This is a genomic window from Kitasatospora purpeofusca (assembly GCF_042691725.1).
Classification (GTDB): Bacteria; Actinomycetota; Actinomycetes; order Streptomycetales; family Streptomycetaceae; genus Kitasatospora; species Kitasatospora purpeofusca_B.
Map to the genome: position 1 here is coordinate 2,891,346 of NZ_CP170483.1, position 24,172 is coordinate 2,915,517.

Sequence of the window (24,172 nt, forward strand, 5' to 3'; positions counted from 1 at the left end):
CCCGGGGCCCGGCGCGTCCCGGTCAGCCGACCAGCCGGTCGAGCAGCGCACCGGCCTCCAGCAGCGACAGCGCGCGCCCCTCGGTGACGGCCGCCTCGAACACCGCGTCACCGAGCAGCCCGCGCAGACTCAGCTCGGCCCGCTCGCGCTCCACCCGGTCGAGGAAGTTGTTGTGGGGCCCGTTCATCCCGGAGTGCGCGCCGAACAGCACGGCGGCCCGCCGGGCCACGTCCAGGTCCCCGTCGCGCTGGGCGAAGGCCTCCAGCACCCCGACCACCGGCGGCAGCAGCATCACCGACATCTGCTCGACGAACCCGCTCGCGCTCGACTGCACCGCACGCAGCAGCCGCCGCCCGTCGTGAACCAGTTCGAGGCCGCCCTCCGGATCGCCGCCGCGGGCGGTGATCCAGCCCCGGGTGACGGTCAGCATCCCGCCGACCACGTCCGGGGCGAACGCGCCGACCCGCGTCCAGCTCAGCGCGTCCAGCTCGGCCAGCGCCGCCACGTGGTCGCCGCGCACGGCCTGGATGCCGCAGAGCATCAGGTGCCCGAAGAGCAGCGCGCCGTTGGTCGCCTGGTTGTCGCCCGGCTCGATCCCCGCCAGCGCCTCGCGGATCCGGCGCTCCCCCGCGTCCAGGTCCTCCGCCAGCATCGCCGAGCCCAGGTGCACCCGCAGCATCGGCACCTCCTGCGGCGCGCCCAGCTCCTCGGCCAGCTCGATCGCCCGCCGGTAGGCCTCGACGGCCTCCGCCGAGCGGCCCTGGTTGGCCAGCGACTCGCCGCGCGCGGACAGCGCCTGGGACATCCCCCAGAGGTCACCGGCCCGGCGGTACAGCTCCAGCGACTCCTCGCCGTCCACGGTGCTCTGCAGCGCCCCGTCCGGCCAGTCGTTCATCATCTTGGCCCGGATCTGCAGGATGAAGGCCAGGTCACTGGAGTCGCCGTACCGCCGGCAGCCCTCCACCGCGTCGTCCAGCAGGTCCTTCATGGCGTCCAGCTGCCCGACCAGGAAGGCGCCGAAGACCCGCATCAGCCCCGGGAAGCGGTAGGCCTGCGGCAGGTCCGGGGTGTAGACCTCGGTGACCTTGCGGGCCATGGCGACCGCCTCCGGGTCGGCCAGCACGTCCAGGTTGCCCTCGAACAGGCTGACCAGCCGGTAGATGACGACCGCCCGGCGGGCCTCCGCGGCGGCCTCCGGCGGCATCGGCAGCGGGTACTCCAGCACGTGCCGCTCCAGCGGCACCGGCCGGGCGTCCGGGCCGAACGGGTCCGGGCCCAGCCCCAGCACCGCCTCGTACCAGCGGCGGGCCTCCTGGCTGAAGCCGCGCAGCGACCAGTACCAGCTCATGCCCAGCGCCAGCACCAGCGCCTCGCCCTCGTCCCGGCGGTCGACGGCACGGCGCAGCGCGGTCCGGATGTTGTCGTGCTCCCGCTCCAGCACCGCCAGCCAGTGCAGCTGCGCCGGACCGTGGACGTTCAGGTGGGCCGTACGGACCAGCTCGCGGAAGTACTCGACGTGCCGGCCCTCGGTCCCGGCGGTCTCCCCCGCCTCCGCCAGCCGCTCGACCGCGTACTCGTGGATGGTCTCCAGCATCCGGTAGCGCGGCGGGCCGTCCCCGTCCAGGTCGGCGACCAGCAGGGACTTGTCGACCAGCGAGAGCAGCAGGTCGGCGACCTCCTCGCCGGGCACCCCGGCACCGTCCGAGCAGACCGCCTCGGCGGCCTCCAGCGTCCAGCCGCCGGCGAACACCGCGAGCCGGCGCAGCACCGCGCGCTCCTGCTTGCCGAGCAGGTCCCAGCTCCAGTCGACCACCGCGCGCAGCGTCTGCTGGCGCGGCAGCAGGGTGCGGCTGCCGGCGGTGAGCAGGGCGAACCGGCCGTCCAGCCGGTCGGCGATCTGGCGGGCCGTCATCACCCGCAGCCGGGCGGCGGCCAGTTCGATGGCGAGCGGCAGTCCGTCCAGCCGGCGGCAGATCTCCGCGCAGGCCTCCGGGTCGCTCCGCGGGTCGAAGCCGGGGCGGGCGGCGGCGGCCCGTTCGGCCAGCAGCCGCAGCGCCACCGGGTCGGGCAGCGGCTCCACCGGCAGCACGGTCTCCCCCGGCACGCCCAGCGGCTCGCGGCTGGTGGCCAGCACGGTCAGGCCGGGGCACTCGGTGAGCAGACTGTCGGCGAGGTCGGCGGCGGACTGGATCAGGTGCTCGCAGTTGTCCAGGACGAGCAGCATCCGGCGGCGCCCGCAGTGCTCGATCAGCCGGCGCACCGGGTCGTCGTTGCGGCCCTCGATCACCTCGACGACCATGTTGGCGCCGGTGTGCAGGACGGTCTCGCGCAGGCCGAGCGCCGAGACCACCGCGCCCGGCACCGCGTCCGGGCGCTCCACCGGGGCCAGCTCGGCCAGCCAGACGCCGTCCGGCCAGTGCCCGGCGCCCTGCTCCAGGCGGCCGGCCTCGACCGACAGCCGGGTCTTGCCGGAGCCACCGGGGCCGGTCAGGGTGACCAGCCGGCTGGTGGCCAGTACCGAGCGCAGGGCGGCGAGGTCGCTCTCGCGGCCGACGAAGCTGGTGAGCCGGCCGCGCAGGTTGCCCGCGGCGCGGGCCGGCGGCGTCGGGGCGGCGGGTGCGGGTGCGGGTGCGGGTGCGGGTGCGGGTGCGGGTGCGGGTGCGGCGATAGCGGGGGCCGCGGGGACGGGGGCCAGCAGCTCGGCGTAGAGGGTTTGGAGCTTGCGCCCCGGGTCGACGCCCAGCTCGTCCGCGAGGGCGCGCCGGGTGCGCTCGTAGTGGCGCAGCGCCTCCGCCGTCCGGCCGCTCTCGTGCAGCGCCCGCACCATCAGGTACTGCGACGGCTCGTCCAGCGGCTGCCCCTCGTACAGCTCGGCGAGCTCGGCCACCAGGTCGGCGGCCCGGCCGAGGCCGAGGTCCGCGGTGATCCGGTGCCGGCGGACCTCCTCGCGCTGCGCCTCCAGCCGGGTGGCCGGGCCGCTGCGGTCCGGCAGGTCGGCGAGCGCCGGGCCGCGCCACAGCGCGAGCGCGGCCCGCAGCCGCTCGGCGGCCTCGGCGTGGTCGCCCCGCTCCAGCGCCCGGCGGCCCTCGTCGGCCAGCCGCTGGAACTCGGCGAGGTCGGTCACCGGGTCGGTCAGCCAGTACCCGGCCGGGCCGGAGCCCACCCGGTCGCGGCCGATGGTCCGGCGCAGCCGGCCGACCAGGGTCTGCAGCGCCGCCGAGGAGTCCTGCGGCGGCTCGGCGTCCCACACCTCGTCGACCAGCAGGTCGGCCGGCACCGGCCGCCCCTGCCGCAGGGCCAGCGCGGCGAGCAGGGCGCGCAGCCGGGCGCCGCCGAGCGGTACCGGGGTGCCGTCGTCGTGGTGGGCCGTGGTGGTGCCGAGGATGCCGTAGTGCACCGAACCATTCTGGTGGATCGGCGCCGCCGCCCACGCACATTTGTCCGGCCCTGCACCCTGACCCGACCCTGAGCCGCCCCAGACTCCGCGGCCCCGCCGGAACCGGTGCGGGCTTCCGTACGTTCATCCGGGGCCGCTTGTCCGACGCGGGCCCACCCGGCATGATCGGCCTCTGCCCAGTCCCCACGCGCCCCCGACCACCGGAGCACCCACACCATGACCTTCGCCGCCACGCAGCGCTCCCGCAGCGAGGACCGCCGGATCAGTCCGGTGTTCTGGGTGCTGCTCGCGATCTTCGCCACCTCCGCCGTGGCCGTCCACCAGGGGTACGGCAACGCCAGGTTCGGGGTCTTCCTGTTCGTGGTGGCCGGCTGGATGGTCTCGCTCTGCCTGCACGAGTACGCGCACGCGCGGACCGCGCTGCACGGCGGCGACATCAGCGTCGGCGCCAAGGGCTACCTGACCCTCAACCCGTTCAAGTACGCCAACGCGCTGCTCAGCTTCGTGCTGCCGATCGTCTTCGTGCTGCTCGGCGGCATCGGCCTGCCCGGCGGCGCGGTCTGGATCGAGCGGCACCGGGTGCACGGGCGGCTCAAGCACAGCCTGATCTCGGCCGCCGGTCCGCTGGTGAACCTGCTCGCCGCCGTGCTGCTGCTGGTCCCCGTCGGCGCGGGCTGGCTCGACGACCCGGCGGTGCACGCGGTCTGGAACGGCTACGAGCTGAACGTCTCGCCGTTCGCGCTGGCGCTGGGCTTCCTCGGCATGCTGCAGCTGAGCGCGACCCTGCTCAACCTGCTGCCGGTGCCCGGTCTGGACGGCTACGGGATCGTCGAGCCGTGGCTGTCGCACAAGACCCGGCGGGCGATCGAGCCGTTCGCGCCGTACGGCATGCTGGCCGTCTTCGCGCTGCTCTGGCAGCCGGAGGTGAACCACTGGTTCTTCGAGGCCGTGTACGGCGTGATGGACCTGCTGGGCGTCGACCGCGCCTACCCGCAGGTGGGCCACGAGCTGTTCACGTTCTGGAAGGACTGACCGGCGGTCCCGGCGACGGGCTCAGGACTGCTCGGCGGCCGCCCGGGCCAGCTTCTCGCGGCGCAGGTTCATCCAGAGCACATTGCTGGCGATGCCCGCCATCGGGAGCCAGATGAGGCCGAGCCACCAGCCCTGCAGCAGCGAGACCACGGCGGCGGCCACGGCGAGAACGGCGACGATCGAGGCGAGGACGGACGTGCGGGGCATGGCGGCGGACTCCTGGGGCCGGTGGACGGACGGCCCCCATTGTCGCCGACCTCACCTCCGGACCGGGTCCAGGGGTGAGGCCGGCGCGCCAGTGATCGGACGTCGGTGATCAGAGGTCGGTGATCAGAGGTCGGTGATCGGACGCGATCAGACGTCGGTGATCCGCAGGCCCGCGTGGGCCTTGTAGCGGCGGTTGACCGAGATGAGGTTCGCCACCAGCGACTCCACCTGGTGCGCGTTGCGCAGCCGGCCCGCGAAGACGCCGCGCATCCCGGGGATCCGCCCGGCCAGCGCCTGCACGATGTCGGTGGCGGCCCGCTCCTCGCCGAGCACCATCACGTCGGTGTCGATCCGCTCGATCGACTCGTCCTGGAGCAGCACCGCCGACAGGTGGTGGAAGGCGGCGGTCACCCGGGAGTCCGGCAGCAGGGCGGCGGCCTGCTGGGCGGCGCTGCCCTCCTCCGGGACGAGCGCGTAGGCGCCCTGCTTGTCGAAGCCGAGCGGGTTGACGCAGTCCACCACGATCTTGCCGGCCAGCTCCTCGCGGAGCGCGGTGAGCGTGGCGCCGTGGCCGTCCCAGGGCACCGCGACGATCACGATGTCGCTCTCGCGGGCGGTGGTGGCATTGTCGGCGCCGCGTACGCCGTGGCCGATCGCGTCCGCCGAGGCCTGCGCGCGGGCCGCGTCGCGCGAGCCGATGATCACCTGCTGGCCGGCCTTGGCCAGCCGCAGGGCCAGCCCCCGCCCCTGGTCGCCGGTGCCGCCGAGGACACCGACCACGAGCTGCGAGACGTCCGGCAGTTCGTGGGCCGGGTTTGTCGCTGAATCGAGGGAAGTCATGGGCCGATCCTGCCAATCACCGGCCCTCCGCGTCATCCTGTCGGCCATGGACGCGGTGAGAGTTTCGGCACTACGGGAGCGGCTGGCCGGAAGCGGCTGGCTGGAGGCCGTCGGCGGCTTCGCCGGCGAGCTGCGGCAGGCGGTCTCCCGGCGCGGCGCGGGCGAACTGCTACTGGTCGGCACCGAGGCGTACGAGCCCTGGCACCTGGCCGCCCACCTGAAGGACGAGGCCGCCTGGTCGGACGTGCCCCGGCTGGCCCCGACCCTGCTGCGGCACCGGGTCCCGGCGCAGGCGCCGGCCCACCTGGCGCACGGCCTGGGCCGGCTGGCCGAGGCCGGGCGCGGGGCGACCGTGCTGGTGGTCGCGCCGACGGCGGCCGGGGCGACGCTGCTGGAACGGGTGCACGACGCCCGCCGGCACGGCGCGGCGGTGCTGGCGCTGGACGGCGCCGGGCCGGGCGAGGCCGCCGGGCTCGCCGACCTGGCCGGGCTGGCGCACCAACGGCTCGCCGTCGGCACGGCCGAGGAGGAGCCGTTCGACCTGGCCCAGCACCTGCTCAGCGCCGCCGCCGGGCAGCGGCCCGCGCGGCGCCCGCTGCTGGACCGGCTGGCGGCGCTGCTCACGGCGCAGCCGACGGCCAGCCGCTGGTAGGTGTGCGGCAGGAGCGGGAGGAGTGAAAATCCGTTGCGCCCCGGCCGAACGCGCCCGCAGGATGGTCGCTCGTGAACAACGCCGACCCGCCCCCGACCGGTCGGGCGAACTCCCTGCTGCGCGCGGTCACCCCCGACCTCTCCCCCTGGCGCTCCTCCCGGGACTTCCGCCTGCTCTGGCTCTCCGGCTGCGTGACGAGCTTCGGCAGCTTCCTCACGTACGTCGCCGTACCGCTGCAGATCAAGGAGCTGACCGGCTCGTCCTTCGCCGTCGGCCTGGTCGGCGCCTTCGAGCTGGTCCCGCTGATCGTCTTCGGCCTCTGGGGCGGCGCCCTCGCCGACGCCCTGGACCGCCGCCGCCTGGTGCTGTTCGCCGAGGCCGGCCTCGGCGTGCTCAGCGTGCTGCTGCTGGTCAACGCCCTGCTGCCGACGCCCGTGCTGTGGCCCGTCTACCTGGTGGCCGCGCTGGTCGCCGCCGCCGACGGCCTGCAGCGCCCGTCGCTGGACGCCCTCACCCCGCGGGTGGTGCGGCACGACCAGCTGGCCGCCGCCTTCGCCCTCAACTCGCTCTACCGCAACGTCGGTTCGGTGGCCGGCCCGGCACTGGCGGGCGTCGTGGTGACGTTCGCCGGGGTGCAGACCGCGTACGCGCTGGACGTCGTCACCTTCGGCGCCTCGCTGCTGCTGCTCGCCAGGATCCGCGCCGTCCCGCCGCCGACCGGCGCCGACAAGCCGTCGGTGCGGGCGGTGTTCACCGGGCTCCGGTACGCGTGGAGCCGCAAGGACCTGCTGGGCACCTACGCGATCGACCTGTGCGCGATGCTGTTCGCCTTCCCGGTGGCGATCTTCCCGTTCCTGGCCGCCGAACTGCACGCCGACTGGGCGCTCGGCCCGATGTACGCCGCCTCGGCGGCCGGCGCCCTGCTGGTCTCGGTCACCGGCGGCTGGACGTCCCGGATCCACCGGCACGGTCGGCTGCTGCTGGCCGCCGCGCTCGGCTGGGGCGCGGCGATCGCGCTGGCGGGACTGTCCGGCTCGGTCTGGTGGGTGCTGCTCTGCCTGGCGCTGGCCGGGGGCGCCGACGAGATCAGCGGCATCGCCCGCTCCACGTTGTGGAACCAGTCGATCCCGGACGGGCTGCGCGGCCGGATGGCCGGGGTCGAGCTGCTCAGCTACTCGGTCGGGCCGCAGCTCGGCCAGGTCCGGGCGGGCGGCATGGCCGGGCTGGTCGGCGTCCGGGCATCGGTGTGGGTCGGCGGCGTCGCCTGCGTGGTGGGCGTGCTGGCGCTGGCCACCGCGCTGCCGCGGCTGCTCTCCTACGACGACCGCACCGATCCGCACGCGGCCGCCGTCCGCGCCGAGCACGAGCGGACGGCGGCGGAGCGCGCGGCCGCCGAAGGGACGGCGGCGGAACAGGCCGCGGGCGCGTCCTGACCCGCTACTCGCCGGGCGCGTCCTGCGGCTTGTCGCTCCAGCGCGGGTCGTTCGTCCACTCCCGGTTGCGCAGCTCGGCGGTCTCCAGCGCGTGCGCCGCCTCCTCCCGGGTGGCGTACGGGCCGAGGCGGTCCTTCGCCGGGCACTCCGGCCCCTCCTCGACCTTGCCGTGCTTGATGCAGTAGAACCACTCACCGGGCCGGCCGGTCGGCTTGCTGCGGCGGAATCCCAGGGGCATGGTGTGGTCACCTCCGTGTCGGCGGTCGCGGCTCGCGTTCCCCGCGTCGTCCCGATCATTCCCCGCGACGGCGCCGCCCGCACACCCGCCCCGGCCCCGGCGCCCGGGCACGCCGCGCGAGCCCTGCCAACTAGACTCGCCGCCATGGCACTCGTTCCCGGCATCCAGTCCCCCACCCGCAAGGTCCCGGCGCACATCGCGCGTCCCGAGTACGTCGGCCGGCCCGCCCCGGCGGCGTACACCGGGCCCGAGGTGCAGACCGCCGAGACCGTCGAGAAGATGCGGATCGCCGGCCGGATCGCCGCCCGCGCGATGGCCGAGGCGGCCAAGCTGATCGCGCCCGGCGTCACCACGGACGCGCTGGACGCGGTCGCCCACGAGTACATGTGCGACCACGACGCCTACCCGTCCGACCTCGGCTACCGGGGCTTCCCCAAGTCGGTCTGCACCTCGATCAACGAGGTCATCTGCCACGGAATCCCGGACTCGACCGTCCTCCAGGACGGTGACATCGTCAACATCGACGCCACCGCGTACATCCACGGGGTGCACGGCGACCTCAACGCCACCTACCTGGTCGGCGACGTGGACGAGGAGTCCCGGCTGCTGGTCGAGCGGACCCGGGAATCGCTCGACCGGGCGATCAAGGCGGTCAAGCCCGGCCGCCGGATCAACGTCATCGGACGGGTCATCGAGTCCTACGCCAAGCGCTTCGACTACGGCGTGGTGCGGGACTTCACCGGCCACGGCATCAACACGTCGTTCCACTCCGGCCTGATCGTCCCGCACTACGACAGCGAGCGGGCCACCGAGGTGATCAAGCCGGGGATGACGTTCACCATCGAGCCGATGCTGACCCTGGGCACCTACGACTACGAGATCTGGCCGGACGGCTGGACCGTCGTCACCAAGGACCGCAACCGCACCGCCCAGTTCGAGCACACCCTGGTCGTCACGGCGGACGGCGCGGAGGTCCTCACCCTGCCGTAGCGGCGCTGCCCGCTGCCGTGGCGGCGGCCGGCGCGCGCCCAAGGGGCGCCCCGGAGGCGGGCGGGCGGGCAACCGCCGATCACCCGATGAGCCACTGCTCCTCGGCGACGGCGCCCACCTCGGTGCAGGCGTCGGTCAGCACGTCCAGCACGCGCAGCGGGTCGGGCAGCGGCTGCTCGGGCGCGCGCAGCCACCGCACCTCGGAGCCGTCCGGCAGCGCGGCCGGCGGCAGCAGGGTGTACGAGCCGCGGCAGTGCCAGCGCAGGCCGGGGTGCTCGGACATGGTGTCCGGCGTGGAGTCCAGGGCGCTCGGCCACCACTCGTCCTCGTCCACCGGGGTGCCCCGGGTGGCGGTGAAGAACAGGTAGCGGTCCTCGCCGACGGCGGCCACCGGGCCCTCGACGCCGAGCGCGCCCAGCCGCTCCAGGGCGAGCCGCCCGGCCTCGGCCGGCACGTCCAGCACGTCGTGGACGCGGCCGGTGGCGGTGACGAAGTTGGCCTGCGGATCGCGGGAGAGCCAGCGGGCGAGCTGCTCGGGATCGGTGGTGGCCTGGGTCTGCCAGGCGAAGGAGACCGGGTGCTGGGCGGGAGCCGGACAGGCGACCCGGTCGCAGGAACAGCGGTAGCCGGCCGGATGGGCGGCGGGGGCGAGCGGGAACCCGGCGCGGACCGCGCCGAGCAGTTGGTCCAGTCTGGCCGCGGGGCTGTCCTCGGCCGCCGACCGTCCCCGCTCACGATCACGCTTCTGCCACCAGGCCGTCCACCTGCCGCCGGATTCCATCGGGCCCCTTCCGCGCATTGCCGTGCCTGGTGTGACACAGCGTTCGACGTACCACTCCGACGCAACGCACGGCGCCCCCCGCTGCTTCCCGGGTGGTGCTCGGCCCTGCAGTCCCGCGCCCTGCCGACCGGAGCCGGGTGTGCCGGACGGCCGACGCCGGGGTCACGGTACGGAGTCACTGCGGCACGACGGCTGCGGCTCGGCGGCCCGGCGGGCACGGTGAGGTGCGCCTCGCCCGGCCCGTACGGGCCCGCTGACCCGGGTGGACCCCGAGGGCGTAACAGGAAGGATAAGGGTGCGCGGGCCCTGTGGATGACCGGGGGCGGTGCCTCTCCGGTCACACTCCTGCCACCCGGCCCCCACACCGCCTCCGCCGCGCCGCCGCGGGGTGAGACCCTGGTGGGGTGAAGAGCGCGGACACCGAATTCGTCGGCGGCCCCCTGGACGGCCGGATCCTCCCCGTCCCGCTGGGGCCGATGTACGGCGTGCCCAAGAAGTACACCGTGCCGGTCCCTTCGCACGGGGACACCCCGGCGCGCACACTGGTGTACGTCCGGGCCAAGCAGCAGCGGGGCGCCCGCTGGTACTGGCGTTACGAGTACGACGAGGCGGCCACCGCCCGCGCCTGCGGGTGACGGCCGCCTCCCCTCGCGGGAGGACGGCGATGGCGAGAACCGTACGGCACCCCAGAACCCGGGCCGAGGCCGTGGCGCACCACAACCGGCAGGTGGCCGCGGTCACGGTCGGCCTGCTGGTGGTGATCAGCGCCTACAGCGCGGTGCTCGGCTCCAACGGCTGGCTCTGGTTCGGCTGGGTGGTGCTGCTGCTCGCGTGCGTGGCGCTGTTCGCCGTCCGCGCCTGAGCAGCAGCACCCTGCACCCCGGCCGGTCCGGCCGGTTCGCCGGTTTCCCGGTTCGGCCGGTCAGGCGTCCTCGGCGAGGACCAGGTACAGCTTCTTGCGGGCCTCGTTGAGCACCTCCAGGCCCTTGGTGCGCTGGGCCTCGCTGCCCGTCGTCATGACCTGCCGGACGGCGTTCTCCACGGCGCCGAGCGCCTGGCCGACCTCCTGGACCGCGGCCCAGTCGATCTCCTGGCCGGCCTCGGCCCACGGCTCGTCCGGCCCGGCCTCGGCCTCGGCCCGGCCCGCCTCGGTGAGCGAGACCAGCCGCTTGCCGCCGGTCTCCTCCGCCGTGACCAGGCCCTCCTCCTCCAGCAGCTGGAGGGTCGGGTAGACCGAACCGGGGCTCGGCCGCCACGCCCCGCCGGACCGCTCGGCGATCTCGGCGATCATCTCGTAGCCGTGCATCGGCCGCTCCTTGAGCAGCGCCAGCAGCGAGGCACGCACGTCCCCGCGCCGGGCCCGCCCACCGCGCCGGCCGCGGGCCCACGGCGGCGGCCCGCCGAAACCACCCCGGGCCCACGGCGGGCCCGGCCGTCCACCCGGCCCACCGCCGAACGGCGGCGGACCGAAGGGGCCGAACGCTCCCCGGCCCTCGTAGCGCTCGCCGGGCATCCCGACGAACTCCGGCCCCGGGCGGCAACCGCCGGGACCTCCCTCTCCACGGAATCGTCCTGGGCGCATCGCACCCACCTCCCGATCGGGCCGCTCCGAGGCGGCCCCCTAGTCGATCACCAGACGATCGTTCGAGACAGTCGAGTCACTGTCCCGATATCTCGACGATATATCGGTGACTGTCGACCGTCAACGCCTTCCGATACACCGTCCACCACTGTCCGCCGCCCGGCCGCTACGGTGCGGGGCATGGCCGGAGAACGAGACCTCGCGACACTGCTGCGCGACCTGCGCCCCACGCTCAACCCGGGGCGGTACGTCTACTGCACGCTGCCCACCAAGGTGCCCGCCGGACTGCGGCCGGTGGCCACGGTCGCCGAACCCGAAGGGGTGACGGTGGTGGTCGCCCAGGAGGAGGCCGACGCGCTCGGCCTGCGCTACACGTACGTCGCCGCCTGGATCACCCTGCGGGTCCACTCGGCGCTGGAGGCCGTCGGCCTGACCGCCGCCGTCGCCACCCGGCTGGCCGAGGACGGGATCAGCTGCAACCTGATGGCCGGCTACCACCACGACCACCTCTTCGTCGCCGCCGACGACGCCGACCGGGCCGTCCGCGCCCTGGAGGACCTCTCCGCCCGCGCCGCCTGACCGGGCCCGCCGGGTGGCCGCCCCACCGGGGCCCCGGAGACTGGTGGGACCGGGCACCCGCCCGGTCCCACCAGCCCCCGTCCCCCCGTCCCTCCGCCCCTCCGCCCCTCCGCCCCTCCGCCCGGAAGGAAGTGCGCCGCCATGGCCATCTGCGTCACCTGCGGCAACGACTACTGGCTCGCCTTCGAGATCAAGACGATCACCGGCGACGTCTACACCTTCGACAGCTTCGAGTGCGCGATGGAGAAGCTCGCGCCGCGCTGCGAGCAGTGCAGCGTCCGGATCGTCGGCCACGGCGTCGAAGTGGCCGGCATGTTCTTCTGCGGCGCCCACTGCGCCCGCGTCAGCGGCGGCCTCGGCGGCCAGGTCCGCGACGCCGTCGGCGCCCACCCGGGGTGATCCGGTACGACGAAGGCCCCTGACCTGCTGTTTCGCAGGTCAGGGGCCTTCGCCCAAGTCGGCGACGGAAGAGTCGGCCTGTACGCCGGGTTCTGTCACCCGGGCTGCTTGCGCGGCCCGGGGAGACGGCCATCCATCTAGGGCTGCCGTTGCCGACAGCCTCGTGCGGTCTACCCGCGGACTCGGGCGAGCAGCCCTCGGTCATCCGCGCACGGCGCCGTGCGGCGCCGATCTTGACCTTGCTCCAGGTGGGGTTTACCGAGCCGGCCGAGTCACCCCGGTCGCTGGTGGTCTCTTACACCACCGTTTCACCCTTACCCGTCGCCGAAGCGGCAGGCGGTCTGTTTTCTGTGGCACTGTCCCGCGGGTCACCCCGGGTGGGCGTTACCCACCACCCTGCTCTGTGGAGCCCGGACGTTCCTCGGCGGGCCCTGAGGACCCGTCGCGACCGCCCGGCCGGCTCTTCCGCCGTAGTGGTCATGGTAGCCGCTCGGGCGGGGCCTCCCGCACCCCGGGGCGGGTGAGGGGCGGGTCGCCGCCGAGGCCGGCGGCCACCCGGGCGGCGGTGGCGGTGCCCCAGGCGGAGGTGGTGACCAGGCCGAGGAGCCCGATCGTGGCGCCCAGGCCCGCCACGATGTACCAGCCCGCGTGGCTGGCCGGGGCGAAGCCGGAGGCGACCGTGCCGACCACCGACGAGGCGACCACGGTGCCGATCACCGCGACGCCGAGCGACTGGCCGACCTGCCGGCTGGTGGAGGCGACGGCCGCCGCCACCCCCGCCTGGGCTCGCGGCATGCCGGAGACGGCGGCGTTGGTGATCGGCGCGTTCACGAAGCCGAAGCCGAAGCCGAACAGCCCGTACGCGGCCAGCAGCAGGCCCGGCGGGGAGTCCGCGGCCAGCCGGGTGAGCAGCAGACCGCTGGCGACCAGGCCGAGGCCGGCCAGCACCAGCGGCAGCCGCGGGCCCCGGGCGCCGACGATCCGGCCCGAGAGCGGCGCGCAGACCAGCATCATCCCGGCCATCGGCAGCGTCCACAGGCCCGCCTCCACCGGGCTGTAGCCGCGGACGTCCTGGAGGTAGAGGGTGTTCAGGAAGAGGAAGCCGCCGAGCGAGGCGAAGGCGCAGACGGCCGTCACGGTGGCGCCGGTGAACGGCGCGCTGCGGAAGAACCGCGGGTCGACCAGCGGCTCGGCGACCCGCCGCTCCCACAGCGGGAAGGCCACCAGCGCGGCGAGCGCCGCCGCGGCCAGGCCGAGGATCAGCGGGGACGTCCAGCCGTGCGCCGGGCCCTCGATGATCGCGCCGGTGCCGCAGCCGAGCAGCACCATCATCAGCACCTGCCCCACCGGGTCCAGCCGGCGGGCCCGCGGCGCGCGCGACTCGGGGACGTAACGGGCGGTCAGCAGGCAGGCCAGCAGGCCGACCGGAACGTTGATCAGGAAGATCGCCGGCCAGCCGGCAGCATGCACCAGGAAGCCGCCGAGCAGCGGTCCGAGCGCCATCGAGATGCCGACCACGCCGCCCCAGATGCCGATCGCCCGGGCGCGTTCGCGCGGCTCGGTGAAGGTGTTGGTGATGATCGACATCGCGACCGGGTTGAGCATCGAGCCGCCGACCGCCTGCACCGCCCGGAACGCCACCAGCCACCCCAGTCCGGGCGCCAGGCTGCACAGCAGCGAGCCGAGCACGAAGACCAGCAGGCCGGTCTGGAACACCCGGCGGCGGCCGAAGCGGTCGGCCAGCGAGCCGAACAGCATCAGCAGCGAGGCCAGCACCAGGGTGTAGGCGTCGATGATCCACTGCAGCCCGGAGGCGGGGGCGTCCAGGTCCCGCTGGATCTGCGGGAGGGCGATGTTCACCACGGTGTTGTCGAGCCCGACGATGAACAGGCTCAGGCAGCAGATCGCCAGGATCAGCTGCCGGCGGCGCCGGTCGGGACCGGGGCCGGCGGACGGCGGACTCACGGAGGTCGCTTCGGGCACGGCTCGATCCTCCCACCGGAAGGGTCGTCGGACGCCGACGAAGCGACCCGTCCGGGTGGCGGGGTCGGCGCTCGCGAGCCGGTCGGCGGTCCGCGCGCCGGGCGCCCGGTACGGCACTGCGAGCCGCCCGGCCGGCGGTGGGGCCGACGGGGCGCGCTCCTCGGTCGTCGCTTCCCGTGCCGGCCGGCGGCAGGGCCGGCGGGGCGGTGGTGACCAGCCGTTTTCCGGGCTGGGGGTGGGTTGCGTAGGGTGGCGTGGTCGGTGCCGTGGAGTGTGGAGGAGTCCGTCGTGCTGGTGCTGTTGCCGCCCTCGGAGGGGAAGGCCGCGTCCGGGGACGGTGGGCCGGTGGCGCTCGACGGGCTGTCGCTGCCCGGGCTGACGGCGGCGCGGGCGGAGGTGCTGGCGGCGCTGGTCTCGCTCTGCCGCGGGGACGAGGACGCCGCCGCCGAGGTGCTGGGCCTGAGCCCGGGGCTGCGCGGCGAGGTGGCACGCAACGCGGGGCTGCCGACGGCGGGGGCGCTCCCGGCCGGGCAGGTCTACACGGGTGTGCTGTTCGACAACCTCGGGCTGGCGACGCTGGACGAGGCCGCGTACGGCCGGGCCGAGCGGAGCCTGCTGGTCTTCTCCGGGCTCTGGGGCGCGGTGCGGATCGGTGACCGGATCCCGCCCTACCGCTGCTCGATGGGGGTGAAACTCCCCGGCCCGGGGGCGCTCGGCGCGTACTGGCGGCGCGCGACGGCGGAGGTGCTGCCGGAGGTCGCCGACGGCCTGGTGCTGGACCTGCGCTCCTCCGCCTACGCGGCGGCGTGGAAGCCGGCCGGCGAGGTGGTGTCCCGGACGGCGACCGTGCGGGTGCTCCAGGAGCGGGACGGCCGGCGCACGGTCGTCAGCCACTTCAACAAGGCCACCAAGGGCCGGCTGGTCCGCGACCTGCTGGTGGCGGGCGCCGAGCCGAAGACCCCCGGCGAGCTGCTGGACGCGCTGACCGGGCTGGGCCACCGGGTGGAGGTCGCCGCCGAGGGCACCGCGCGCAAGCCGTGGCAGCTGGACGTGGTGGTCACCGAGGTGCACTGAGCGCTGAGCACGCCGGGGCCGGTCGTTTCCGACCGACCGGCCCCGGCGGCCGTCAGCGCAGGTGCCCGGTGTCGTTGAGCAGCCGCAGCGAGGCGTTGCCGTCCGCGTAGTACTGGACGGCGCAGAACGAGGCGGCGGAGAGTTCCATCCGGTACAGCGAGTCCGGCGGGGCGCCGAGCGCCAGCCGGACCAGCGTCTTGATCGGGCTGACGTGCGAGACCACCAGCACGGTCTTGCCGGGGTAGCGGGCGAGGATCTTGTCCCGGGCCACCCCGACCCGGTGGGTGAGGGTGGCGAAGCTCTCGCCGCCGCCGGACGGCTTGGCCTTCGTGGAGCCGAGCCAGGCGGTGAGGTCGTCCGGGTAGCGCTCCCGCGCCTCGGCGAAGGTCAGCCCCTCCCAGGCGCCGAAGTCGACCTCGCGCAGCCCCTCCTCGTAGCGGACGTCCAGGCCCAGCCGGGCGGCGACGGCCTCCGCGGTCTGCCGGGTGCGTCGCATCGGCGAGGCGACCACGGCCTGGATCGAGCCGCGCGCGGCGAGCGCCTCGGCGGCCCGTTCGGCCTGCCAGCGGCCCTTCTCGGAGAGCTCCGGGTCGGTGCCGCCGCTGCCGGAGAACCGCTTCTCCGGGGTGAGGTGCGTCTCGCCGTGCCGGAGCAGGACGAGGGTGGTCGGGGTGCCGAGGTCCGCCGGGGCCGCCCAGCCCGCCTTGGGCACGGCGGTCTCCAGCGGCTCCGGTTCCCCGGCGGCGGGCGCGGCGGCCTGCGCGGAGGCGGCGGCCCGGGGCTCCCACTGGCGGCCGGCCTTGCCCGCGTCCATCGCCTCGTTGGCGAGCCGGTCGGCCTCCTTGTTCTTCTCGCGCGGGATCCAGCTGTACCGGACCCGCCCGCGCGGGAAGACCTCGCGGGCCTCGGCGGCGAGCGGCTGCATGTCCGGGTGCTTGATCTTCCAGCGGCCGGACATCTGCTCGACGACCAGCTTGGAGTCCATCCGCACGTCCACCGAGGCGTCCGGGTCGATCTCCCGGGCCGCGCGCAGCCCGGCGATCAGCCCCTTGTACTCGGCCACGTTGTTGGTCGCGTGCCCGATGAACTCGGCCGCCTCGGCGAGGAGCTGCCCGGTGTCGCCGTCGCGGACCACCGCGCCGTAGCCGGCCGGCCCCGGGTTGCCCCGGGACCCGCCGTCCGCCTCGACGACGAACCTGCGCGCCGCCACCGGACTCAGACGCCGGAGTCGGCGGTGCGGACCAGGATCCGCGAGCAGTTCTCGCAGCGGACCACCTTGTCGGCGGGCTCGGCCTTGATGGAGTTGAGCTCGGTGATCGAGAACTCGGTGCGGCAGCCCTCGCAGCGGCGCTGGTAGAGCCGGGCCGCGCCGACGCCGCCCTGGGTCTCGCGCAGCTTGCTGTAGACCTTCATGAGGTCGGCCGGGATGACGGCGGCGACGGCCTCGCGGTCGCGCTTGACCTTCTCCGCCTCGGCGTCGATCTCGGCGTACGCGGCGTTGCGGCGGCCCTCGGCCTCGGTCAGCACGACGGTGGAGTGCTCCAGGCGCGCGCCCAGCTCGGTGACCCGGGTCTGGGCGGACTCCAACCGCTCCATGACCTCCAGCACGACATCCTCCAGGTCGCCCTGCCGCTTGGCGAGCGAGCCGATCTCGTGCTGGAGGTTCTCGAGGTCCCTGGGCGAGGTGATCGCACCGGAGTCCAGGCGCTGCTGGTTGCGGGCGGCCCGGGCGCGGACCTGCTCCACGTCCTGCTCGGCCTTGGTGAGCTCACGGGTGGTGTCGCCGTGCTGGGCCTGGGCGGCGACCACCAGGTCCTTGAGGGCGGTGTGGTCGGCGTTGACCTTGTCGATCTCGGCGTGCTCGGGCAGGCTGCGCCGCCGGTGGGCCAGCTGGTCGAGCTTGGAGTCGATGGCCTGGAGGTCGAGCAGGCGGATCTGGTCGGCGGGCGCGGCGTTCAAGCGGAGAGCTCCTGTGAATCGGGTCAGGCGGGGAAGGACATGGGGGCGTGCGCGGTCCACGGGTCGGTGACCGTGTGGGAGACCCGGGTCTCCACGGTCCAGCCGTGCGTCTCGGCGGCGCCGTGCAGCGCCCGCTCGGCCAGCGGCAGCCAGGGCCACTCGGTGGCCCAGTGCGCGGCGTCGACCAGGGCGACCGGCGCCGCCTCGGCGGCCTCGGAGGCCGGGTGGTGGCGCAGGTCGGCGGTCAGGTAGGCGTCCACGCCCGCCGCGCGCACCTCGGCGAACAGGCTGTCGCCGGAGCCGCCGCACACCGCGACCCGGCTGACCAGGCGGTTCGGGTCACCGGAGATCCGCACGCCGGCGGCGGTGGCCGGCAGCCCCTTGGCGACGTTCGCGGCGAACGCGGCGAGGGTCAGCGGAGGCTCCAGCAGGCCGACCCGCCCGGTGCCGCGCCGGCCCAGCGGGTCGGTCGGGTCCGGGACGAGCGGGCCGGTGACGGTCACGCCGACCGCCTCGGCGAGCGCGTCCGAGACGCCGGGGTCGGCGTGGTCGGCGTTGGTGTGCGCCACGTGCAGGGCGATCCCGTTGCGGATCAGGGTGTGCACGACGCGGCCCTTGAAGGTGGTCGCGGCGACGGTGGTGGTGCCGCGCAGGTACAGCGGGTGGTGGGTGACCAGCAGGTCGGCCCCCCACGCGACGGCCTCGTCGACGACCGCCTGCACGGGGTCGACGGCGAACAGCACGCGGCGGACCTCGGCCTGAGGGTCTCCGCAGACCAGGCCGACGGCGTCCCAGGACTCCGCCCACTGCGGCGGGTACAGCTCGTCGAGGGCGGTGATGACGTCGGACAGTTTCGGCACCTGTCGAGACTACCGTGCGCGCGGGTGGAGGCGGTCCGCCCGGTTCTCCTCGCCGCTTCCCCCGGCGGCGGTTCCCCGCGGCGGGCGGGGCGCACGGATGCGCGTCAACCTGCGGTGCGGCGGGCGCGGGCGGGCGGCGCGGCCGCGTTCGACCGGCGCGCGGGGGCGGTTCGCGCCGGGCCACGGGGCGCGCGCCGCGCACACCGGGCCGTTCGCACGAATTCGAAACGGCGCCCGGATCACCCTTACGAGTGAAGTGACCGGCTTCGGATTGAGCATCCCTCGCTACCGAAAGTAACTTCACTTCTGCGAACGGGAGTTGCCCGACCAGGGGGTCGGGGAGGCGCTCCGCCGGACGTACGGGCCCAGGTGAGCAGGACGGACCGGGCCCGCGGCGGACGCGGCCGGGGCGGTGCCGACGGCGTCGGCGGCCGCCGGGCAGCACACCCGGGCGAACCCGAGGAACCGATTTCAGGCCGTGGCCGCGCGCCCCGGTGCCGGAGCAGTGGGCACCGGAGGGGCGCGCCGGCACCAGACGAAGGGATGTGGTGGCGAATGGGGGCGGGCACATCGCTGCGTGCGGCCGGAGGGGCGGACTCGGCGGACCACGGGCCGGACGCGGCCGGCCGGTGGCCGGAGATGACGCGGACGGCACTGGCCGCCGCCGGAGGCCGGGGAGGCGGCGGGGATGCGGGGACCGACGGGCAGGTCGGTTGGCGGGTCACCGTCGAGGGCTTCTGGTGCACGGCCAGGCCGTCCGCGGGCGAGCTGCCCGACGAGGGCTGGAAGCTCCACGTCAGCGCCGCCTCGGCGGTCGGCGGCGCGGTGCTCGCGGCCGTCACCGAGGTGCTCGCCGAGGACCCGTGCGCGTTCAAGTTCGCGGCCGGCCCGGCGCAGCTCCACCAGCTCAACTCACGGAACAGCGACCGGGGTTCGGCGGGAAAGTTCATCACCGTCTACCCCGGCGGCGAACCGCAGTTCCGGCGGCTGGCCGCCGCGCTGCACCGGGCCACCGACGGGCTGCCCGGTCCCGTGGTGCTCTCCGACCGCCCGTACCGGCCGGGCAGCCTCGTCCACTACCGGTACGGGGCCATCGCGGCCCGCGCCGAGCTGGGCAACGACGGCGGGTACCGGTCGATGCTGCGCGGGCCGGGGGGCGAGCGGGTCGAGGACGTGCGCGGGGCGACGTACCGGTGCCCGCCGTGGGCGCGGGACCCGCTGGCCGTCGACGGGCCGGGGGTACTGGGTGCGTCGGAGGTATCGGGTGCGTCGGGGGTATCGGGTGCACCGGGCGTTTCGGGGGCACCGGGCGTTTCGGGTGTTTCGAACGCATCAGAGGCCTCGGACGCACCGGAGGGGCGGCGCGGGTACGGCTCCGCGCCCGGGTACCGGCCGGGCGCGGGCCGGCCGGTACCGCGTCGGCGCGGCAGCGGCGGGGTGCTGCTCGCCGGGCGGTACGTGGTCACCGGGGCGATCCGGCACGGCGCCAAGGGCGGCGTCTTCCTCGGCCGGGACACCGACGGCGGCGCCGAGGTCGTGGTCAAGCAGGCCCGCGCGCACATCGAGGTGGACCGCGCCGGCACGGACGCCCGCGCCGCGCTGCGGCACGAGGCCGCCCTGCTCGCCCGGCTGGAGGGCCAGGAACTGGCGCCGCGCCCGGTCGAACTCGTCGAGCAGGACGACTCGCTCTTCCTCGTGCAGGAACGAATCGCCGGGCAACCGCTGGGCAGCTGGGTCGCGGCCCGGCTCCGCCGTGACGGCAGCCCCGACGTCGACTGGGCCGAGGCCGGACCGATGGCCGACGCCCTGCTCGACCTCGTCGAGCGGGTCCACGAGCAGGGCCTCGTGCTGCGCGACCTCTCCCCCGGCAACGTCCTCGTCCAACCGGACGGCTCGCTGCGGCTGGTCGACCTGGAGCTGGCCGCCGAGGCCGGCACCCGGGCCGGCTCGGCCGGCACGCCCGGCTACCGGGCCCCCGAGCAGGGCCCGGGGCGGCTCGCGCCGGTCGCCGAGGACGGCCCCGCCGCGCCGGGCCGACGGGCCGGCGGGCCCTTCGCGGGCCTCGCGGCGGGCCGCAGCGGCGACGGCGTCCGCACGGCGGAACCGGAGGCGGACCTCTACGCGCTCGGCGGGCTGTTCTTCCTGCTCGCCACCGGCCACGACCCGCTGCTGCCCGAGGACCTCCCGCAGGCCCGCCCGGTCGCCGACCGGCTGGGCCGCTGGCTCACCCTGGCCGCCCGCTGCGGCGCCACCGCCCGCCGGCTCGCCCCGGCCGTCCTCGGCCTGCGCGCCGAGGACCCGCGCCACCGCTGGGGCCCGGCCCGGGTACGGGAGTCCCTGGCGGGTGCGCCCGGCCCGGATGCACCCGGTCCGTGGCCGGAGGCGTCGGGCGAGGACACCGTGCGGCGGATGCCGGTCCCCGACGCCCCGCACCGTGCCGCCGCGGCCCCGGCGCCCGACGGCGGCGGCGCGTCGCCCGCCGAGTCGGCGCCCGACGGCGGCGGCGAGGCCGGGCCCTCCTCCTCCTTCTGGGACACACCGCGCCCGGACACGGCCGGGAACGGCGGCGACGGCCGGGGCGCCGACCCCACGGCGCCCTCCCCCGGCACGCCCCGAACCGACGGCCCGCCCTCCGTCCACCCGCCGCGCACCGGCACCGGCACCGGCACCGGCACCGGCGCGAGCGTCGACCAGGAGGCGGCCGTCCTCGACCGGGTCCTGCACGACGGACTGCGGCAGCTCGCCCGCACCGCCACGCCGTCGCGGCCCGACCGGCTCTGGCCCGTGGTGCCGGCCGGCGAGCGGTCGGACCCGTGCAATGTGCAGCACGGCGCGGCCGGTGTGCTGGCCGTGCTCGCCCGGGCCGCCGCGACCACCGACCTGCCCGGGGACGTCCGGGAGAGCGCCCGGACCACCGCCCGGACCGCCGCCGAGTGGATCGAGCGCCGGTGCGCCGCCGAGCCCGTGGTCCTGCCCGGCCTGCACTTCGGCCGCTCGGGCGCCGCCTGGGCACTGCTGGACGCCGCCCGGGCACTGGGCGACCACGCCCTGGCCGGCCGGGCGGCCGAGCTGGCGGCCCGGATAGCCGTCGAGTGGCCCAACCCGGACGTCTGCCACGGCGCCGCCGGCGCCGGCTTCCTCCAACTCCGCTTCGCCGCCGAGCATCTGCCCGGATCCGCGATCGACTCGGCCGCCTTCCTCGACCGGGCCGCCCGCTGCGGCCACGGCTTGCTGGCCACCGCGCGGCAGGCGCCGTACGGCACGGTGTGGCCGGTGCCGCAGGACTTCGACTCGGCGTTGGCCGGGATCACCCACCTCGGCTTCGCCCACGGTGTCGCGGGGGTCGGCGCGTTCCTGCTGGCCGCCGCCGGGGCCACCGGCGACCGCGCGCTGCTCGACGGAGCCCTCGCGGCGGGTCGCACGCTCGCCGCGACCGCCCGCCTCGACCCGGTCGCGGACGACTCGGTCGCGGACGGTCCGGCCGCAGGCGGCTCGGTCGCCTGGTGGCCGCAGAGCGCCGACGACCCGGGACACGTCCGCCTCGCACACTGGTGCAGCGGCTCCTCCGGCGCCGGAACCTTCCTCCTCCGGCTCTGGCGCGCCACCGGCGACGCCGACGCGCACCGACTGGCCCTGGCCGCCGGCCGGGCGGTGACCGCCGGACGCTGGCACAGCGGCACCACCGCCTGCCACGGCCTGGCCGGAGACGGCGAGTTCCTGCTCGACCTCGCCGAGGCCACCGGTGATCCTGAATTCCGCTCCACGGCCACCGGGTTGGGATCGCTCATCGCCGCCCGTTCGGCCCTGCGCGAGGGCCTGCTGGTGCTGCCGGACGAGACCGGCACCGGGTCCGCCCCCGCCTACGGAACCGGGACGGCGGGTGCGCTGGCCTTCCTGCTGCGGCTGCGCCACGGCGGTCCGCGGCTCTGGGTGGACCCCGCCCCGTACGCCGGCGGACCCTCGACCGGGCCTGCCGCCCCGGGCCCGACCGGGGTGGTGACGCCATGAACGTGGCCACCCGCGCCACCACCCGGGCACTGCGCCGGCTGAGTTTCGCCTTCGCCGCCGACGGCGGCCACGCCGCCTGCCTCGCCTCCGCGGCCGACGGCGGCTGGTACGTGGAGAGTTGGCACCTCCCGACGGACGGACCCGCCGTCCCGACCGGACTGCACCTGCCGGGCAACCGCTTCGAGAGCTTCCGCTCGCAACTCGTCGCCCTGCCGGACGGCTCGGTGCTGGTCTGCCGGCACGACGGCGAACGACACGACCTGGTGACGCTCCACCCCGCCACCGACCCCGACGGCCGACCCGTCACCGCCGAACGGCCGTTGGCGAACCTGCGGATGCCCGGCCTGCGCCTCCTGCCGCTCCCGGCGGGCGCGCCGTCCGGCCCCGGGGCGCCGGTCGCCCTGGCCCTGGGCAGCGACACCCGGCCGGCCACCACGGTCTGGCTGGTGCGGGCCGACGGCTCCGCGCCGCAGCAGGTCGCCGAGATCCCGGGCCTGCACGGCGGCGGCGTCTGGCTGGACCACGCCGGCGCGCTGCTGGCGCTCGACCGGGTGCGCGACGGCCTGGTCCGCACGGTGGTGCTCGACCTGCGCAGCGGCACCGTCACCCCGCTGCTGGAGATCGGCGAGCGCAGCAACGACCGGCTGGTGCTGTTCGACCCGGACAGCCGGTTCGCGATGGTGCGCAGCGACGCACCCGGCACCGACCGGATCGGCTGGGGCGTGCTGGGCGGCGGGGAGCCGCTGCGGTTCCCCGAAGCCCTGCACGTCGCGGGCATGTTCCTGCGGCCCGTGGCGATGCGGGCGGGCGCCGGCCCGGCCCGGGTGGCCGTCCAGGTCGACCACGGCGCGGGCTGCTCGCTCGCCGTGTGGCAGCCGGCCGCCGGACGGCTGGACCCGCTGCCCGTCCCGCCGGGGCGGCTCGGCGCGGTGGCGCACTGGTCGGCGGGCGGGCTGCGGATGCCGTACTCGGCGCCCGACCACCCGGCCGCGCTCGCCACCCTGGACGTGGACGCGCTGCTGGCGCACGGCCCGGCCGCCCCCGCGTCCGGCCCGGCGCCGGTGCCGCTGCCCCTGCAGCTGGCACCGCTCGGCTCCGGCCTGCCCGGGCCCTGGCGGGACACCGTCCTGCCCTGGCGGCCCGGCGCCCTCGGCCGCGCCAACCCCGCCGCACCGCCCAGTGGTTGGCGGCTGGACGGCTCCGCCGAGCCGGGCGACGGGGGCCGCTGGCATCCCGCGCAGAGCCTCGAACTCGCGGGCCCGGCCGGACCGTTGGAGGCGGTGGTGTACGGCGGGGACGCCTGGCTGAGCAGCCCGCACCTGGTACTGGCGCTGCACGGCGGCCCGGCGGACGCCTGGCGGCTGGAGTTCGACCCGGCGCTGCAACGGATGGCGGCCGAGGGCCTGGCCGTGCTCGCACCGAACCAACGCGGCTCCACGGGCTACGGGTTGGCGCACGCGATGGCCATCCGGGGCTCCTGGGGCGGTCCGGACCTCGACGACGTGCTGCACCTGCTGGAGGCCGTCGCCGGTCAGCGCGCCGCGCTCGGCCTGGAGCCGCCGGCCCTGTTCGGGGTCAGCTACGGCGCGTTCCTCGCCCTGCTGGCGGCGGCGCACGCACCGGCCGGGCACCTGACGCGCTGCGCGGTCGTCGCACCGTTCCTGTCGGGCGCCCGGCTCCTGGCCGAAGCCTCTTCCCCCGTAAGGGCGTTGACCACCCGGCTGGGCGGCGGCGAGCCGATCGCGGACGCCCGCGGGCCGCGCGACGTGCTCCAGCTCGCACACCGGATCGGCGCGCCGCTGCTGATCGTGCACGGCGACCGGGACGAGGTCGTCCCGGTGAGCCAATCGCGTTCGCTGCGGCACGAGTTGCTGCGGATCGGGCGCACGGAGGGGGCGGACTTCCGCTACGTCGAGGCGGCGGGGTCCGGGCACGAGGTACTGGCCGAGGAGGGCGGGGCGGTGCTGCACGAGCTGCTCGCCGCGTTCCTGCGCACCGGGCGCCCGGGGTAGCTCCGGCGGCGCCGCGCCCTTCACCGGAACCACTTCACCGGAACCGCTTCATCAGAACCACTTTGCCGGGAACCGCTTTGCCGGAGCCGCATCGTCGGAACCGCTTTGCCGGAACCCACGGACTCCCGGGCCCTTCGCGGCCCGGG

The 24,172-nt window shown here is 75.7% G+C and carries 21 protein-coding genes and 1 other RNA gene; 11 read left to right on the top strand and 11 right to left on the bottom strand.

Annotation, left to right across the window (positions count from 1 at the left end; genetic code table 11):
- Window positions 1-22: 22 nt before the first annotated feature.
- A complete protein-coding gene (locus ACFCLZ_RS12005; RefSeq protein WP_380284877.1) occupies window positions 23-3,397 on the bottom strand; it encodes a BTAD domain-containing putative transcriptional regulator in 3,375 nt (1,124 codons plus the stop codon).
- 216 nt (window positions 3,398-3,613) lie between these two features.
- Between ACFCLZ_RS12005 and ACFCLZ_RS12010 the strand changes: the two genes are divergently transcribed.
- Window positions 3,614-4,429: a site-2 protease family protein gene (locus ACFCLZ_RS12010; protein WP_380284878.1), complete on the top strand. Its 816-nt coding sequence runs from the start codon at window positions 3,614-3,616 to the stop codon at window positions 4,427-4,429.
- A gap of 21 nt (window positions 4,430-4,450) precedes the next feature.
- Here the strand turns inward: ACFCLZ_RS12010 and ACFCLZ_RS12015 are convergent, their stop codons facing one another.
- Both ACFCLZ_RS12015 and npdG read right to left on the bottom strand, forming a co-directional pair.
- Entirely contained in the window at window positions 4,451-4,636 is a 186-nt protein-coding gene (locus ACFCLZ_RS12015; RefSeq protein ID WP_380284879.1) for a hypothetical protein, read from the bottom strand.
- A gap of 147 nt (window positions 4,637-4,783) precedes the next feature.
- Window positions 4,784-5,476: an NADPH-dependent F420 reductase gene (gene npdG / locus ACFCLZ_RS12020; protein ID WP_380284880.1), complete on the bottom strand. Its 693-nt coding sequence runs from the start codon at window positions 5,474-5,476 to the stop codon at window positions 4,784-4,786.
- A gap of 46 nt (window positions 5,477-5,522) precedes the next feature.
- Here npdG and ACFCLZ_RS12025 point away from each other — a divergent pair, with 46 nt between their 5' ends.
- Both ACFCLZ_RS12025 and ACFCLZ_RS12030 read left to right on the top strand, forming a co-directional pair.
- A complete protein-coding gene (locus ACFCLZ_RS12025; protein ID WP_380284881.1) occupies window positions 5,523-6,128 on the top strand; it encodes a hypothetical protein in 606 nt (201 codons plus the stop codon).
- A 71-nt stretch (window positions 6,129-6,199) separates the two neighbouring features.
- Window positions 6,200-7,561 carry an MFS transporter gene (locus ACFCLZ_RS12030; RefSeq protein WP_380284882.1) on the top strand — a complete coding sequence of 454 codons (1,362 nt, stop codon included), beginning with the start codon at window positions 6,200-6,202 and terminating at the stop codon, window positions 7,559-7,561.
- 4 nt (window positions 7,562-7,565) lie between these two features.
- Here the strand turns inward: ACFCLZ_RS12030 and ACFCLZ_RS12035 are convergent, their stop codons facing one another.
- A complete protein-coding gene (locus ACFCLZ_RS12035) occupies window positions 7,566-7,799 on the bottom strand; it encodes a hypothetical protein (protein WP_380284883.1) in 234 nt (77 codons plus the stop codon).
- Between the two features lie 144 nt (window positions 7,800-7,943).
- Here ACFCLZ_RS12035 and map point away from each other — a divergent pair, with 144 nt between their 5' ends.
- On the top strand, window positions 7,944-8,789 hold the full coding sequence (gene map, locus ACFCLZ_RS12040) for a type I methionyl aminopeptidase (RefSeq protein ID WP_380284884.1): 846 nt from the start codon (window positions 7,944-7,946) through the stop codon (window positions 8,787-8,789).
- Between the two features lie 79 nt (window positions 8,790-8,868).
- On the opposite strand, the gene ACFCLZ_RS12045 is transcribed toward map, so the two are convergent.
- Entirely contained in the window at window positions 8,869-9,570 is a 702-nt protein-coding gene (locus ACFCLZ_RS12045; protein ID WP_380284885.1) for a bifunctional DNA primase/polymerase, read from the bottom strand.
- A 404-nt stretch (window positions 9,571-9,974) separates the two neighbouring features.
- Here ACFCLZ_RS12045 and ACFCLZ_RS12050 point away from each other — a divergent pair, with 404 nt between their 5' ends.
- Together ACFCLZ_RS12050 and ACFCLZ_RS12055 are read left to right on the top strand one after the other, a co-directional pair.
- Window positions 9,975-10,205 carry a hypothetical protein gene (locus ACFCLZ_RS12050; RefSeq protein ID WP_380284886.1) on the top strand — a complete coding sequence of 77 codons (231 nt, stop codon included), beginning with the start codon at window positions 9,975-9,977 and terminating at the stop codon, window positions 10,203-10,205.
- A 29-nt stretch (window positions 10,206-10,234) separates the two neighbouring features.
- Complete coding sequence (locus ACFCLZ_RS12055; RefSeq protein WP_380284887.1) at window positions 10,235-10,432, top strand: hypothetical protein; 198 nt, start codon at window positions 10,235-10,237, stop codon at window positions 10,430-10,432.
- 60 nt (window positions 10,433-10,492) lie between these two features.
- On the opposite strand, the gene ACFCLZ_RS12060 is transcribed toward ACFCLZ_RS12055, so the two are convergent.
- Complete coding sequence (locus tag ACFCLZ_RS12060) at window positions 10,493-11,152, bottom strand: PadR family transcriptional regulator (RefSeq protein WP_380284888.1); 660 nt, start codon at window positions 11,150-11,152, stop codon at window positions 10,493-10,495.
- A gap of 180 nt (window positions 11,153-11,332) precedes the next feature.
- Here ACFCLZ_RS12060 and ACFCLZ_RS12065 point away from each other — a divergent pair, with 180 nt between their 5' ends.
- Together ACFCLZ_RS12065 and ACFCLZ_RS12070 are read left to right on the top strand one after the other, a co-directional pair.
- Window positions 11,333-11,731, top strand: a complete 399-nt coding sequence (locus ACFCLZ_RS12065; protein ID WP_380284889.1) for an ACT domain-containing protein — start codon at window positions 11,333-11,335, stop codon at window positions 11,729-11,731.
- A 141-nt stretch (window positions 11,732-11,872) separates the two neighbouring features.
- On the top strand, window positions 11,873-12,130 hold the full coding sequence (locus tag ACFCLZ_RS12070) for a Prokaryotic metallothionein (RefSeq protein ID WP_380284890.1): 258 nt from the start codon (window positions 11,873-11,875) through the stop codon (window positions 12,128-12,130).
- Between the two features lie 65 nt (window positions 12,131-12,195).
- On the opposite strand, the gene rnpB is transcribed toward ACFCLZ_RS12070, so the two are convergent.
- Together rnpB and ACFCLZ_RS12080 are read right to left on the bottom strand one after the other, a co-directional pair.
- Window positions 12,196-12,594: RNase P RNA component class A (gene rnpB / locus ACFCLZ_RS12075), an RNA gene on the bottom strand.
- Between the two features lie 13 nt (window positions 12,595-12,607).
- Window positions 12,608-14,113, bottom strand: a complete 1,506-nt coding sequence (locus ACFCLZ_RS12080) for an MFS transporter (RefSeq protein ID WP_380284891.1) — start codon at window positions 14,111-14,113, stop codon at window positions 12,608-12,610.
- Window positions 14,114-14,401: 288 nt separating this feature from the next.
- On the opposite strand from ACFCLZ_RS12080, the gene yaaA reads away from it, so the two are divergent.
- Window positions 14,402-15,187, top strand: coding sequence for a peroxide stress protein YaaA (gene yaaA / locus ACFCLZ_RS12085; protein ID WP_380284892.1), 786 nt, complete (start codon window positions 14,402-14,404; stop codon window positions 15,185-15,187).
- A 52-nt stretch (window positions 15,188-15,239) separates the two neighbouring features.
- Here yaaA and ACFCLZ_RS12090 read toward each other — a convergent pair whose 3' ends face one another.
- Genes ACFCLZ_RS12090 through ACFCLZ_RS12100 form a run of 3 tightly spaced genes read right to left on the bottom strand, consistent with a single transcriptional unit; the run spans window position 15,240 to window position 18,006 of the window.
- A complete protein-coding gene (locus ACFCLZ_RS12090) occupies window positions 15,240-16,397 on the bottom strand; it encodes a bifunctional RNase H/acid phosphatase (protein ID WP_380284893.1) in 1,158 nt (385 codons plus the stop codon).
- 5 nt (window positions 16,398-16,402) lie between these two features.
- A complete protein-coding gene (locus tag ACFCLZ_RS12095) occupies window positions 16,403-17,146 on the bottom strand; it encodes a zinc ribbon domain-containing protein (RefSeq protein WP_380284894.1) in 744 nt (247 codons plus the stop codon).
- Between the two features lie 23 nt (window positions 17,147-17,169).
- Window positions 17,170-18,006 carry a Nif3-like dinuclear metal center hexameric protein gene (locus ACFCLZ_RS12100; protein WP_380284895.1) on the bottom strand — a complete coding sequence of 279 codons (837 nt, stop codon included), beginning with the start codon at window positions 18,004-18,006 and terminating at the stop codon, window positions 17,170-17,172.
- 639 nt (window positions 18,007-18,645) lie between these two features.
- Here ACFCLZ_RS12100 and ACFCLZ_RS12105 point away from each other — a divergent pair.
- A complete protein-coding gene (locus tag ACFCLZ_RS12105; RefSeq protein ID WP_380284896.1) occupies window positions 18,646-22,014 on the top strand; it encodes a lanthionine synthetase LanC family protein in 3,369 nt (1,122 codons plus the stop codon).
- Window positions 22,011-24,026 carry an alpha/beta fold hydrolase gene (locus ACFCLZ_RS12110; protein WP_380284897.1) on the top strand — a complete coding sequence of 672 codons (2,016 nt, stop codon included), beginning with the start codon at window positions 22,011-22,013 and terminating at the stop codon, window positions 24,024-24,026. Before ACFCLZ_RS12105 ends, ACFCLZ_RS12110 begins: the two co-directional genes overlap by 4 nt.
- Window positions 24,027-24,172 lie beyond the last annotated feature (146 nt).

Excerpts from the sequence above, each read along its gene's own strand:
- ACFCLZ_RS12110 (WP_380284897.1), top strand. The coding sequence starts at position 22,011 with ATGAACGTGGCCACCCGCGCCACCACCCGGGCACTGCGCCGGCTGAGT.
- ACFCLZ_RS12045 (WP_380284885.1), bottom strand. The coding sequence starts at position 9,570 with ATGGAATCCGGCGGCAGGTGGACGGCCTGGTGGCAGAAGCGTGATCGT.
- ACFCLZ_RS12015 (WP_380284879.1), bottom strand. The coding sequence starts at position 4,636 with ATGCCCCGCACGTCCGTCCTCGCCTCGATCGTCGCCGTTCTCGCCGTG.
- ACFCLZ_RS12010 (WP_380284878.1), top strand. The coding sequence starts at position 3,614 with ATGACCTTCGCCGCCACGCAGCGCTCCCGCAGCGAGGACCGCCGGATC.
- ACFCLZ_RS12055 (WP_380284887.1), top strand. The coding sequence starts at position 10,235 with ATGGCGAGAACCGTACGGCACCCCAGAACCCGGGCCGAGGCCGTGGCG.
- ACFCLZ_RS12070 (WP_380284890.1), top strand. The coding sequence starts at position 11,873 with ATGGCCATCTGCGTCACCTGCGGCAACGACTACTGGCTCGCCTTCGAG.
- map (WP_380284884.1), top strand. The coding sequence starts at position 7,944 with ATGGCACTCGTTCCCGGCATCCAGTCCCCCACCCGCAAGGTCCCGGCG.
- ACFCLZ_RS12065 (WP_380284889.1), top strand. The coding sequence starts at position 11,333 with ATGGCCGGAGAACGAGACCTCGCGACACTGCTGCGCGACCTGCGCCCC.
- ACFCLZ_RS12035 (WP_380284883.1), bottom strand. The coding sequence starts at position 7,799 with ATGCCCCTGGGATTCCGCCGCAGCAAGCCGACCGGCCGGCCCGGTGAG.
- ACFCLZ_RS12025 (WP_380284881.1), top strand. The coding sequence starts at position 5,523 with ATGGACGCGGTGAGAGTTTCGGCACTACGGGAGCGGCTGGCCGGAAGC.
- ACFCLZ_RS12105 (WP_380284896.1), top strand. The coding sequence starts at position 18,646 with ATGACGCGGACGGCACTGGCCGCCGCCGGAGGCCGGGGAGGCGGCGGG.
- ACFCLZ_RS12060 (WP_380284888.1), bottom strand. The coding sequence starts at position 11,152 with ATGCGCCCAGGACGATTCCGTGGAGAGGGAGGTCCCGGCGGTTGCCGC.
- npdG (WP_380284880.1), bottom strand. The coding sequence starts at position 5,476 with ATGACTTCCCTCGATTCAGCGACAAACCCGGCCCACGAACTGCCGGAC.